Below are 13041 nucleotides of genomic sequence, written 5' to 3'. Positions count from 1 at the left end.
CGTACGTGGCAGGGGCGGGGCGCAATATGCAGCATATCTGGCAAAGCAGGATGTTATGGCTGGTTCTCTCCGGGCTGCTGGTGTTGCCGGTACGGGCTAACGATATTCTGCGCATATGTGGCGACGCCGCAGGCTGGCCGCCCTATACCTTTGAGCAGGACAATGAAGTTCGTGGCTACGATGCCGATGTACTGGCGCTGATTTTACCTGCAGCAGGTTTTGATTATGAAATCCGCATGTTGCCGTGGAAACGCTGCCTGCTGGAGGTAGAAAAAGGCCGTTATCAGATTGCTCTCAGTGCCTCGGCCAGCAAGGAGCGGAAAGTACGCTTTCTCACGACCGAACCTTATTATCAGGTGCAGCCTGGCTATGCCTACTCGCTCGACCGCTTTCCCTCTCCACCGCTGGTCCAGAACAGCATGGATCTGAAAAACTACAATATCTGTGGCCTACGGGGCTATGACTACAATCGTTTCGGAATCGATACGCGCTGGGTTATGCGTGAAGCCAACCATTATGCTCAGGCGCTGGCACAGGTACGGCGCGGACGTTGCGAACTGTTTCTGACGCGGCTGGAAGTTCTGCACGGGCTGTACCGTCAGGGCGATGTTGATCTTGGTGATGATATTTTGTTTGCACCGGTGCCCGGCATCGTGGCCGATGATTTTGTAATGCTGATTTCGCGCCTGTATCGCCGTGGTCCGGAACTGAAAGCAGTACTGGATCAAGGCTTCAGTGAGCTGCGTAAGCAGGGGCAGTTGCGGGAGTTGCTTAATTTTTATCTGGCTGAGTAATTTCTGGCAGGTGATATACGGATACGCCGCTTTTACGCGCCTGACTTTTTCTCCGGTATCCCTTTAACAGATTTCTGGCTGATAAGTTAACTCTTTGTTATTTAAAAGGTTTCCGGTGAGGTTCAGTTATAAATCTATCATCGGTTCAGGAAGAAACATTCTGTTACATATATTCCATACAACAAAGAGGACAATTCTGGAATGATGCTGCGCTTTTTGTGACCGCTTGGTCAGGTTTTAATCATCGCAGAGAATTCCATGTCTAACGCTACCTTCTCCCGCGCCTTGCTGGCGACCCTGTTGATTGGCCCTCAGGCCTTTGCTGATACTCACGAAACCAACAGCCTGGAACAGCGGGTAACCGCGCTGGAAAGTGTACGCCTGACCGGTGGTTTCCGTCTGAATTACACCTACAAAGACTGGAATGAAGCGCAGACCGAACGTGGTGGCGATTTCACCTATAACCAGATCAACCTGGGTATCGAAGCAGAACATCAGGGCGTACGTCTGTCGAGCCAGTACCGCTGGTACGACAGCGGCAATGGCGCCATGGTGCACCATATGTATTTTGCTACCGATGCGTCTGATAACACCGAAGTTCAGGTCGGTATCACCAAGGTGCCGTTCGGTATCCTGCCGTACGAATCCCACAGCTACTGGGGCGATGCCACTCTGTATCTGGGTTTTAACGATGATTACGACAGCGGCATCAAGGTACTGAGCAAGCAGGGTAAGTGGGATCTGCAGCTGGCTTACTTCGCCAGCGGCGATGCGGCTCCGACCGATGCTCAGCGTTTCTCTTTTGATGTGGTCTCCGATGGCGATGCCGGTGTGCAGCAGAATCAGGAAACCCACCAGTTCAACCTGCGTGCAGCCTATGCCCTGAGCGAACAGGCGGAAGCCGGTGTGTCGCTGCAGTATGGCGGTCTGTATAACGAAACCACCGGCAAGATGGGTAATGCCCAGGCTCTGGCGCTGCATTACACCGCGACCTACGGTACCTTTGGTGTGCAGTCGGAAGCGGTCCGTTATTCCTACAATGCCGAAAATGCTGATGGCGTCAGCGATGACACCATCCAGATGGGTGGTTTTGGTGCGCGTTACATGGCCGCCGCACAGGCGAATGTATATGTACTGAACCTGAGCTACGACCTGCCGTGGAAAGGTGGCATCGTCAATCAGGTGCAGCTGTACAACGACTACAACCTGCTGGATAAAAACAAAGAAGCCTTCCGCGATTCACAGATCAACACGCTGGGCGTACTGGTAGTAACCGGTAATCTGTACACCAACTTCGATGTCACCAGCGCCAAGAACGTACCTTTCATCGGCGCCGGTGATTACACCAAAGCCTTTGCAGAAGGCGATGGCGAAAACGGCTGGCAGACCTTCTTTAATGTGCAGTTTGGTTACTACTTCTGAGTGTGAGCAGCACAAGCCGATAAAGAAAAGCGGGCACGGATTTATACACCGGCCCGCTTTTTTTATGCCCGCTATTTGCCACAACAACTCTCTGCCTGATCAGCCTGAGGCTCAGGTCACCTTTTCCCGTGCTGCTGGCGTTATACTCTGGCGCTTCGGCTCCTGAGCAAAGATCAGGACAGCGGCAGGGCGGATTGCGTATAGTCTCCTGCTGAGTTATCAGTCAATGAAAGTGAATGGTGTTTATGGATGAATTTGTCACTCTGACGCTTCTGCTTGCCGTCGCCTTGCTGGGAGCGCTGGTTCTCGGTGTGGTGGCGTTCTTTAAAGTCAGTACGCTGGAGCAACGTATCGGGCAGCTGGAAGCCGCTCTGCGCCGCCTGACGGCCAGCCGGGAAAAACCAGCAGAAGCTGAGCGCCCGGTTACTTCGCCGCCACCGACAGCGGTCGGTTCTGCGCAACAAACAGCGGCTGCTACGGCAACCGGACAGACTGAGGTTGCCGCCAGCGCGGTTCAGCCTGTCCAGGTCTCCGAATCAGCTTCTGAATCAGTATCTGAACCCGTATCTGCACCAGCGTCTGAGCCTGCCGCTGAACTGCCGGTGTATTCACCGACTGCGCCTTCTTATCAGGCGCCGGCAGCTTCTGCTGCTCTCTCTCCCGGGGCTGCAAGCCGCGAACCGGATCTGCTTGAGCGCCTGCTGCAGAATATCCGCAACAACTGGATGGTCTGGCTCGGTGGTATCTGCGTAGGTCTGGCCGGTGTGTTTATGGTGCGCTACTCCATTGAGCAGGGGCTGCTGGGGCCGGAAACCCGCGTAGTGCTGTCGTTGCTGGCGGGTGTTGGCCTGCATGTTGCCGCCGAGTGGCTGCGGCGTAACAAAGGGCAGAACAACGTCTTTGCTGCTCTGGCCGGTGGCGCCAGCATCATTCTCTATTCTGCGTTATTTGCAGCCTTCAAATTATTGCCGGGCACGTCGCCCGGACTGGTGTTTACCGGCATGGCGCTGGTGTCTTTTGCCACGCTGGCGCTGGCACTCAGGCATGGCCCGGTGCTGGCGGCGCTGGGTATGCTCGGTGGTTATCTGGTGCCGATTCTGCTCAGCAGTGGTTCGGGGCAGATTGAACTGGCGCTGGTGTATATCAGCATTCTGACGCTGTTCTCGCTCTGGTTGCTGGCCTATGTGCAGCAACGCTGGCTGTGGATCGGTGTGATTGCCGGCTCTCTTTTGTGGTGGCTGATCAGTCTGACCACTGAACCTGCTGACGGAGTGCGTTCTCTTTACCTGCTGGCACTGGCCTATATGTTCCTTGCGGTTCCGGACTTTGACTGGCTGCTGCAGAACCGTCATCAGAACAACGACGATGAGTCAGCCAGCGCAGACAGCTGGTGGCAGCGTGTGCAGAGCTGGCGTGCCGATCCGCACTGGCCTGCTTTGCCGGGCGTGTTGCTGGTGCTGCTGGCGCAGGGTTTTACCCTCGCTGGCGAAGGTGTGATCGCATCGGGTTACTTCACCTTACTGGCATTGCCGGTACTGATGCTGCTGGGGGCCAGCCGTCGCCCGGAACTGAATCCGCTGGCGGCGCTGCCATTACTGTTGATTGTGCTGGCGACGGTTATACCCATGCTGACGTACATGGGTGATGAGCTGGTGCTGCTTGGCCCGGATGCCGCCGGACAGGCGCAGCTGGGCGTGCGTTTTCTGTGGCTGACTCTGCTGTACAGTGGCAGTGCGCTGTGGCTGCTGCGTATGCGCGTACCTTACCCCGCTTTCTGGACCGGGTTGGGCTGTGCGGTACCACTGCTGATGCTGGCGCTGGGTTATTACCTGTTTACCGATTTCCGCCTCGACTGGGCCTGGGGGCTGGTGGCGCTGGTGCTGGGCACGCTGTATCTGTGGCTGGCTAACAGAAATCAGCTGCAGTATGGCGATGCCCGGCCGCTGATCAGCGTGATTCTGATCAGCGCAGCGCATCTGGGCCTGTCGCTGGCGGCGGTGATCTGGCTGGCCGAAGCGACCCTGACGCTGGCGTTTGCCCTGCAGCTGGTGTCGCTGGCCTGGCTGCAGCAACGTTATCAACTGCCGCTGATGGCGTGGATTATCCGCGCCGTGCTGTTGCTGGTGGTTGTGCGTCTGACCTTTAACCCCTGGCTGCTGAGCTACGATGCCGGCACTCACTGGTCACTCTGGACCTACGGCGGCGCCACGCTTTGTGCGGCGGCGGCGGCCTGGATTCTGCGCCATGAAGTAAAAATGCAGCCCTGGCTGCAGGGTGGTGCCGCGCAGCTGCTGGTGCTGACGCTGGCTGCGGAAGTGCGTTACTGGCTGTACGACGGCGATATTTTCCATCACGAATTCAGCTTTCTCGAAGCCAGCCTCGACGTGCTGATCTGGGGTTGTGCGGCGGTGATTTACCTGTGGCGTGCACGCTTAAGCGAACAGCTGCCGCGCTTCTATCAGGTGGTGGGTCTGCTGCATCTGGCAGCGGCTGCAGCCACCTATCTGTTTGTGTTGCTACTGGCCGAAAACCCGCTGTGGAGCAGTGGCAATATAGGTTCGACGCCGCTGTTTAACCTGCTGTTGCTCAGCTACGGTCTGCCGACGCTGATTATGCTGGCGCTGTGGCGTCAGCTGCCGGCGCAGTACGGCCGTTTTGCCGCACTGGCCGCCGGGCTGAATGCGCTCTGGTTTATCTCGCTGGAAATCCGTCAGATCTGGCAGGGCGATGCCGGTATGAGCCTGAGTAACTACACCCCGGATGGCGAACTCTACACCTATTCTGTGGTGTGGATGCTGCTGGCCGCGGGCGCGCTGACGCTGGGGCGCTGGTTATCCAGCCGCGATATTTATCGTGGCGGTATGGTGCTGTTGCTGGTGGTGGTGGCCAAGCTGTTCCTGATCGATATGGCTGGCCTGACCGGCCTGTGGCGGGTGGCGTCCTTTATGGGGCTGGGTCTGGCGCTGCTGGCGCTGGCCTGGCTGCATCAGCGGCTGGGTACAGTCGGGGAGCAGGAAAACTCCCCGGCTTAAATACTCTGCTCAGTCGGCCTGCGTCTGCTGCGACAGGTTACGCAGCCAGCGTTCTTCCTCGTCGGCGCTCAGGCTTTGCGCTGGCTGTTCGCTGGCGCCGGCAGGCTGGTACAGACTGCTGCTTCCCGACGGCTGATAAAGCCACTGCTCACCCTGCCAGCAGGCGCTGCTTTCCTCTGAGCTGGCCGGGGTATGCACAATAAAGTACCGGCAGAACTGACCTGCGCTGTTCAGCTCCGAGCGGGTAATTTCAAGGCGTTCCCCTGCGCTCATAATTTTCACGCTGCCGGAACTCATACTGAGTAACGCGCGGTCGGTTGCGGTGTAGGCCGCCGGTGACAGGATCTGCCAGACCAGGCCAACGCTCAGCACGACACTGGCGGCAATGGCCCATGGCCAGCGGGCGCGGGGTTGCAGGGTGACGATTTCCGCCTCGGGCCGGTGCGCCTTAATCTGCTCCAGCAGGCCGGCGGGCAGGGGGATTTCATCCTGGCTGGCAAAAAACTGCCGTGCCATCTCATCGGCCTGTTGTAACCTGTGCAGGCGTTCCCTGAGTTCCGCAGACTCCGCCAGCTGGTTGTTGATATGATGCATTTCGCTGTCGGATAAAGCCTTATCTATAAAGGCCGATAACTGTTCGTCGCTGATGGTATGCATACTGTTCTCCTACAGTGCCAGACTGAGCTGTTGGCGGGCGCGGGCAAGGCGGCTCATGATGGTACCGACCGGTACTTCCATTATGTCGGCCGCTTCCTGATAGCTGTGGCCTTCAACTGCGACCAGGTACAGCGTGGTGCGCAGCACTTCGCTTAACTGCTGCATGTGTGCCTGAACCTTGGCCAGCGTGGTATGGGTTTCGTATTGTTCGGCGATATTGTTACCGGCAAGAACGGCGTCGTGTTCTTCATCCAGACTGTCGCTTGGTTTTTCCCGGCGCATGGTATCAATCCAAAGGTTGCGGCAGAGACGGTATAACCAACGATCAAAGTGGGTGTCTGCCTGATATTGTTGCCAGCGAGCCAGTGCCCGCTCCACCGTTGCCTGAAGCAGATCATCGGCACTGTGTTGCTGACCGGTAAGTGCCAGGCAATAGCGTCGGATTGCCGGAAGCGCTGCCAGTAATTGCTGCTGAAAGTGTTGATGCTGAATATTCATATCAGGTAAACGCAGGACATGAAGTTTTATTCCATGCGCAGGAAATATTCCGGCCAGTTAATCGTTAAAGAGAGAAGTAACCGGGTAACCCAGCGTTTTACACAGGCTGGTGATACCGGAATAAGCACAGACAGCGGGAGTTTAGAGTGAAAGTGTTTTGGCTGCTGTACATTTTATTAGTCATGCCTCTGCCGCTGCTGGCGGACAGTGATGCGGACGACGATCTGGAGGAGCAGGAAGAACTGCTGGAAGAGCGTCTGGAGGAACAGCTGGAAGAGATGCTTGATGCTCAGGAAGAGCTCGAAGACCGGCTTGAAGATGCTCTTGAGGAACGCATGGAAGACGAGCTCGATGATGATTTGGAAGACGAGCTTGAGGATGAGCTGGAAGACAAGCTGGACGATTCTCTGGATGACCGTGAAGAGGAACTGGAAGATAAGCTGCAGCATATTCTGGCAGCCCGGCAGTTGGACGAGCTGGAAGGGCAGCTGGAAGGGGCCTTTGATGAAACCGAACCCGAGCGCTTTATTGCGTTATTAAGTGCGGAAGAATGGCAGGCCCTGCAGGCACAGGGGGTTAAGGCTGTTGCTGCTGAGCCTCTGCCTGCACTGGGGCTGCATCTGATCACGTTTGACGAAATGCCGGAGCTGCCAGAGCAGCAGAAAGCGTTGCAGGATACGGTTGCGCCGGATCATTACTACCGGCTCGACGGTGATGCCGTTCCGAAAGCAGCGCAGAAACCTGCACCAGATTCCGGTCTGCACGCAGCGGATGCGCTGGGCTGGCCGCAGGCCAGAACGGCACAGCGTATTATCGGTATGATGGATTCCGGCATCGATATGGCGCACCCCTGCTTTGCCGGTGTGAATATCGCGCAGCGTGAGTTTCATGCCGCGGATGCATTGCCCGACAGCCGCCATGGCACGGCCATCGCCGGTCTGCTGGCGGCCAACTCCAGCTGTGCGGTTCCGGGTTTGCTGACCTCGGTACGGCTGGTCAATGCGGTGGTGTTTGCCCGCTCGGCGGACGGGCCGGTACAGGCCAGTGCCGGTCAGCTGATCGCCGGTCTGGACTGGCTGTTACAGAATGAGGTGGAGCTGATCAATATGTCGCTCTCCGGCCCACCTAACCCCTTGCTGCAACGGGTGCTGACTCAGGTACAAGCGCGTGGTGTGCAGTTGTTGTCATCGGTGGGCAATGACGGTGCGGCCGCCTTTCCGCGTTATCCGGCAGCCTATGCGGAGGTGATTGCCATTACCGCGGTCGATGAGCAGCAGCGGATTTTTAACCGGGCAGTACAGGGCGAACATGTTGAGTTTGCATTGCCGGGAGTAAACCTCCGGGTCGTAACAGCTGACGGCAACGGGGTGATGTCCGGTACTTCATTTGCCACGGCGCTGGCCACGGCGGTACTGGCTTCGCGCCCAGCTGAGGACTGCCAGACAGAGCGCGAACGTTTAGCCCGTCAGGCTCTGGATCTGGGCGAGGCCGGACGCGATCCGGTTTTCGGCTTTGGCCTTATGTCGTCGCTCTTTAACGAAAATTAACAATATTTGATGGAATATTTTTCAGCTCCCGGCGTTTTTACCAGTGAGTTCACTGAAATAAACGAGAGAGTATTGCTATGAAAAAACATCTTCTGTCCGTTGCCGTTTGTCTTGCTGGTACGCTGCTGGTAACCGCTTGTGGTGGTTCCTCTTCTTCTGCCAAAGAGAATGGCAAACAGGTAACACGCGGTGTTATCGACGGCTTTGGCAGCGTGATTGTTAACGGCGTGCACTTTAACAGCGACCGGACTCAGTTTACGGTGGATGACCGTGCCGGTATTCAGGCGGATCTGCGTGTTGGTCAGGTGGTCACCATCGTTGGCAACCACAATGGCGCAGAAGGTGTTGCTGCCGAAATTATTTATGACGTCAGTGTGGAAGGTACGGTGACGGCAATTGATAGCGCCTCGGGTACGCTGACGGTGCTGGGTCAGACCGTTGTTACTGATGCCATGACCATTTTCGAAGGCCTTGATCTGGCTACCCTGACCGTAGGCCAGCGCGTTGAAGTGAGCGGTTACAGCGCCGGTGAAGGACGCATCATCGCCAGCTTTATCGCCGCGGACGATGCAGACCAGAGCCCGGAAGAACTGACCGGTGTTGTGGCCGGCCTCGACAGTTCAGCACAGACCTTCCTGATCGGTTCTCAGCTGATCAGCTATGCCAGTGTTGCGACGCTGGATCTGGATGGCGCCACGCTGAGCGATGGCATGCAGGTTGAAGTTGAAGGTACCCTGGATGGCGACGTGCTGGTTGCCAGCGAAATTGAAGCCGAAGACAGCGATTTCGAAGAAGACACCGAGCTGGAAATGTCCGGTGCGGTTACCGCGGTCGATGTCGACAACAACCAGTTTGTTTTGAACGGTATGACGGTACGTTTTGACAGCGAGACCGAATTTGATGACGGCGACCAGTCGGCTTTACAGGCGGGTGTGATGGTTGAGGTTGAAGGCGTTGTCGGTACCGACGGCGTGCTGCTGGCTGAAGAAATCGAGTTTGAAGAAGCACCGGAAATTGAACTCGAAGGTATGGTTCAGGCGACAACTGAAAACACCCTGACGGTGATGGGCATTACTATCAATGCTGACCTGCGTACCCGCGTGCGTGATGACCGTGACGATGAAGTGTACTTTAATCTGAGCATGCTGCAGCCCGGTGACCATGTTGAACTGCTGCTCGAAGAAACCACGGCCGGTCAGTACCGTGCACAGTTGCTGGAACGTGTTGACGCCAGCAATAAGGTGGAACTGAAAGCCCCTGTGTCTGCCATCGACCTGAGTGCCGGTACTGTTGTGTTGCTGGGGCTGACGCTGGATGTCAGCGCGCAGGATCCGTCCATGCTGTCCTCTCTGGTGAGCGGCAGTATGGTAGAAATTGAAGGCTCATTCGACGGTCAGGTACTGATCGTGCAGTCGATGGAAATTGATGACTGATATTTTGCTTAATCCTATAGCAGCCACAACAGCAGCCCCCCTGCGCGGAGTATTCCGGCAGCGGGGGCTGCTGCTTATCGTATTACTGGTGTTTGCCGCTCAGGCAAAGGCCGGACTGCAGCTTGAGCTGGCCGCCGGTGCCGGCTACGACTCTAATGTTGCCCCCGACGTTACCGATATCAATGCTGGCCTGGGTGACAGTTATCATGCACTGGAAGCTTCGCTTGGCTGGCGTACGGCGGGGCGTCGTGGTGTGCAGTTTGAGACCAGCTACTGGCTGAAAGAACAGCGCTGGCAGGTTTACAGCGAATACGACAACCGCCTGCAGACCGGCCTGCTGCGCTTTGGTTATCAGGGTGATGTGCTGGCCACCGATGTGGCGCTGATTGCGGCCACCGCAGATGTGGATGGCCAGAGTTATATGCAGCTCGAACGCATCAGCCCGGCACTGGGCTTTATCCCGTCAGAATCCCTGTATGTGCGCACCCAGTTCGATTTTATGCGCAAAACCTACGAACAAAACAGCGCCCGCGACAGTGAACGCAGCGCTGCCCGTCTGCAGCTTTACTGGTTTTTCCGCAGCAGCGGCTTATCGCTCAGCGCCCTGATACAGGGGGTGGATGAACAGGCGAATGCTCAGGTTTACAGTTATCAGGCGGGTATCGGACGGCTGTCGCTCAGACATCGCAGCCGCTGGTTTGGGCTCAGTGTGGTGAATCATCTGAGGGCGCGGCTGGAACAGCGTCAGTACGACGATGTGACGGAGCAGCGCCAGCGTCTGGAGATCAGCAGCCGCTGGCAACTCAGTCAGCGCTGGCAGTGGTCGGTCAGTTTGCAGCGAGATGACCGGCAGTCTGATTTTGCCGCAGCGAGTTATGATCAGAACCGGCTGGAAAGCACCATCCGCTGGAGCTTTTAAGGCTGCCGGTTAATTAATCGACAGTCCGAACAGATTGATTTCCATCTGGTAAGGCACTTCTTCGGCCGACTGCAGCAGCTCATCGATCAGGGCCTGATAGGTGGTGATCTGATGCGCCTGCAGGTTGCTTTCGTCCGGCAGTGCTGTGCTCAGCTTGGTTGCGCGCAGCATGCTTTTTAAGCCACGGGTCTGCGAATATTGCTGGCTGCCGAGCAGAATGATTTCTTCGCCCATATGCCAGTAAACATCCAGATCCTTAATCTGCAGCGGACTGAGTGGCGGCACTAATGGCACCAGATCTTTCTGGGTGACGACCCGCGTCAGCGGAATACTGGCGTAGAGATCTGCCCCGGTAACGTTGGTGACCTTGGGCTGGCCGAAAGTAATCACCTGCGTTATCTGCATTGCCGTATCGTGTTTTAAATACATCGCCAGTACCACCGCAATGGCGCCACCCAGGCTGTGGCCGGTAATCTGCACCGGCATGCCGGCAACCAGTCGTGGCCTGACATCGTTAAACACCGCCTCGGCGGCACTGCGGAAACCGTTGTGCAGGGTGATGCCCAGACGCTCGTCCGGCTGAAATTCAATATCCAGATCGACCATCACATTCGTCAGGTTAGCGGTGCCACGGATCGCGATGGTCTGCACGCCATTGCCCTGACTGAGAAAATAACTGACCTGCGAATCCGCCAGCGTAGCCTGATGAATCAGCGTCTGGCCTTGCTGCAGAAGCTGTGCTTCACGTTCGCTGTCGGCCAGATAAGTATCGCCGGACAGTTGCGCCTGAATGCGCAGCTGAGCGAAGTCCGGGTCGGCCTGTACCGCTGGCAGAAAGCAGTACAGCAGTGTTGCGGTGAGTAATTTTCTGAGCATATCCAGACAGTCCGGGCAGTGAGTCGGTCGGTGGAGACGGGTGGAGGGTTACTCCACCGTCACACTCTTGGCCAGATTACGCGGCTGGTCAACGTCGGTGCCTTTGATCACGGCAACGTGGTAACTCAGTAACTGCAGCGGTAATGTGTAGAGCACCGGGGCAACGATGTCGTCACAATGCGGTACGGCCATCACCTGCATATTGGCCTGTGGGCTGATTTCCGCGGCTTCGTCGGCAAACACGTACAATTCGCCGCCACGGGCGCGTACTTCTTCGATATTCGACTTCAGTTTTTCCACCAGATCGTTGTGCGGCGCGACTACGACAATCGGCATTTCGGCGTCGATCAGTGCCAGCGGGCCGTGTTTCAGTTCCCCGGCGGCGTAGGCTTCGGCATGAATATAGGAAATTTCTTTCAGCTTCAGCGCGCCTTCCATCGCAATCGGGTACTGGTCACCACGGCCGAGGAACAGGGCGTGGTGCTTCTCGGCAAAATGTTCGGCCAGTTTCTGAATGTCGGCATTCATCAGCAGCGCTTTATCGATTAAGCCCGGCAGGCTGGTGAGGGCGTCGGCGATACGCTGTTCGCTGGCTTTATCCATATCACGGCCACGGCCCAGTGCCGCGGTCAGCAGCAGCAGCGCAACCAGCTGGGTGGTAAAAGCTTTGGTGGAGGCCACGCCGATTTCGGCACCGGCACGGGTCATCAGCGCCATATCGGATTCGCGCACCAGTGAAGAGCCGGGCACGTTACAGACGGTCAGTGTTTTGCTGAAGCCCAGTTCTTTACCCAGACGCAGGGCGGCCAGAGTGTCGGCGGTTTCGCCACTCTGGGAAATGGTGACCAGCAGGCTGTTGGGGCGCACCACGGATTTGCGGTAACGGAATTCCGAGGCGATTTCGATATTACAGGCGACACCAGCAATATCTTCGATCCAGTAGCGGGCGGTCATGCCAGCGTGATAACTGGTGCCGCAGGCGATGATCTGCACCTGCTCGATACCGCTCAGATCGCCCAGCGCTTCGAGGTTCAGCTGGCCGTTAAACAGGCGGCCTTCGAGGGTGTTGGCAATGGCCTGCGGCTGTTCGTAGATTTCTTTCAGCATGTAGTGGCGGAATTCGCCTTTGTCGCCAGCATCGTGTTCGACGGTGCTTTCGTGGGCTTCGCGTTCAACGGCGTTGTTGTCGCGGTCGTAAACGCTGACGCCGTCGCGGCGGATCTCGGCTACGTCACCTTCTTCGAGGAACGCGAATTTGCGCGTTACCGGCAGCAGCGCCAGCTGGTCAGACGCCACAAAGTGCTCACCAATACCGAAACCAATCACCAGTGGGCTGCCGGAACGGGCGACGATCATATGCTGCGGCTGCTGGCGTTCGATCACCACCATGCCGTAAGCACCGTGCAGCTGGCTGCGGGCAGCCATAACGGCGGCCAGCAGAGAGTCGGCACTTTTCAGTTCGCGCTCGACCAGATGGGCGATCACTTCGGTATCGGTCTGCGAGGTAAACACATAACCCTGAGCCTGCAGTTCGCGGCGCAGGGTTTCGTGGTTTTCGATGATGCCGTTATGCACCACGGCGATGTCGCCGGAAATATGCGGGTGGGCGTTGGCTTCGGAGGGCTCGCCGTGGGTCGCCCAGCGGGTGTGAGCGATGCCGGTACCGCCGGGCAGCGGATCGGCTTTCACCGCATCGGCCAGCGCCTGAACCTTACCCAGACGGCGCAGGCGTTTCAGTTCGGCCTGATCATTAATGATCGCCAGACCGGCGGAATCGTAACCACGGTATTCCAGACGCTTTAAGCCTTCGAGCAGGATTTCCGCCACATCACGCTGCGCTACCGCGCCAACAATGCCACACAT

General features: G+C 57.2%; 10 protein-coding genes. 6 read left to right on the top strand and 4 right to left on the bottom strand.

Annotated features, from left to right (window positions below):
* The first annotated feature begins 26 nt into the window (after positions 1-26).
* The 3 genes from MT343_RS19160 to MT343_RS19150 all read left to right on the top strand — a co-directional run bounded on the left by MT343_RS19160 (position 27) and on the right by MT343_RS19150 (position 5248).
* Positions 27-794, top strand: coding sequence for a substrate-binding periplasmic protein (locus MT343_RS19160; protein ID WP_186435825.1), 768 nt, complete (start codon positions 27-29; stop codon positions 792-794).
* Positions 795-1052: 258 nt separating this feature from the next.
* The gene (locus MT343_RS19155) at positions 1053-2216 is read left to right on the top strand and encodes a hypothetical protein (RefSeq protein WP_145467457.1); all 1164 of its coding nucleotides are present in this window, start codon (positions 1053-1055) and stop codon (positions 2214-2216) included.
* Between the two features lie 245 nt (positions 2217-2461).
* Entirely contained in the window at positions 2462-5248 is a 2787-nt protein-coding gene (locus tag MT343_RS19150; protein WP_186435826.1) for a DUF2339 domain-containing protein, read from the top strand.
* A gap of 9 nt (positions 5249-5257) precedes the next feature.
* On the opposite strand, the gene MT343_RS19145 is transcribed toward MT343_RS19150, so the two are convergent.
* On the bottom strand, positions 5258-5905 hold the full coding sequence (locus MT343_RS19145; RefSeq protein WP_145467460.1) for an anti-sigma factor family protein: 648 nt from the start codon (positions 5903-5905) through the stop codon (positions 5258-5260).
* 9 nt (positions 5906-5914) lie between these two features.
* Positions 5915-6403 carry an RNA polymerase sigma factor gene (locus MT343_RS19140; RefSeq protein WP_145467462.1) on the bottom strand — a complete coding sequence of 163 codons (489 nt, stop codon included), beginning with the start codon at positions 6401-6403 and terminating at the stop codon, positions 5915-5917.
* Between the two features lie 146 nt (positions 6404-6549).
* On the opposite strand from MT343_RS19140, the gene MT343_RS19135 reads away from it, so the two are divergent.
* The 3 genes from MT343_RS19135 (at position 6550) to MT343_RS19125 (ending at position 10302) form a co-directional block, all read left to right on the top strand.
* Complete coding sequence (locus tag MT343_RS19135; protein ID WP_145467464.1) at positions 6550-7950, top strand: S8 family serine peptidase; 1401 nt, start codon at positions 6550-6552, stop codon at positions 7948-7950.
* Between the two features lie 77 nt (positions 7951-8027).
* Positions 8028-9383 (top strand): DUF5666 domain-containing protein, encoded by a 1356-nt coding sequence (locus tag MT343_RS19130; protein WP_145467466.1) that lies wholly within the window; start codon positions 8028-8030, stop codon positions 9381-9383.
* Positions 9376-10302 (top strand): hypothetical protein, encoded by a 927-nt coding sequence (locus MT343_RS19125; RefSeq protein WP_145467468.1) that lies wholly within the window; start codon positions 9376-9378, stop codon positions 10300-10302. The genes MT343_RS19130 and MT343_RS19125 overlap by 8 nt, the downstream gene beginning before the upstream one ends.
* 9 nt (positions 10303-10311) lie before the next feature.
* Here the strand turns inward: MT343_RS19125 and MT343_RS19120 are convergent, their stop codons facing one another.
* Positions 10312-11178 (bottom strand): lipase family protein, encoded by an 867-nt coding sequence (locus MT343_RS19120; RefSeq protein ID WP_145467470.1) that lies wholly within the window; start codon positions 11176-11178, stop codon positions 10312-10314.
* 48 nt (positions 11179-11226) lie between these two features.
* Complete coding sequence (gene glmS / locus MT343_RS19115) at positions 11227-13041, bottom strand: glutamine--fructose-6-phosphate transaminase (isomerizing) (RefSeq protein ID WP_145467472.1); 1815 nt, start codon at positions 13039-13041, stop codon at positions 11227-11229.

Origin of the sequence: Venatorbacter sp. C2-1 (genome assembly GCF_022832715.1) — a bacterium.
Lineage (GTDB): Bacteria > Pseudomonadota > Gammaproteobacteria > Pseudomonadales > Oceanobacteraceae > Venatoribacter > Venatoribacter alkanivorans.
The sequence above is the reverse complement of the archived record's forward strand: the minus strand, read 5'-3'. Positions and strand labels throughout refer to the sequence as shown.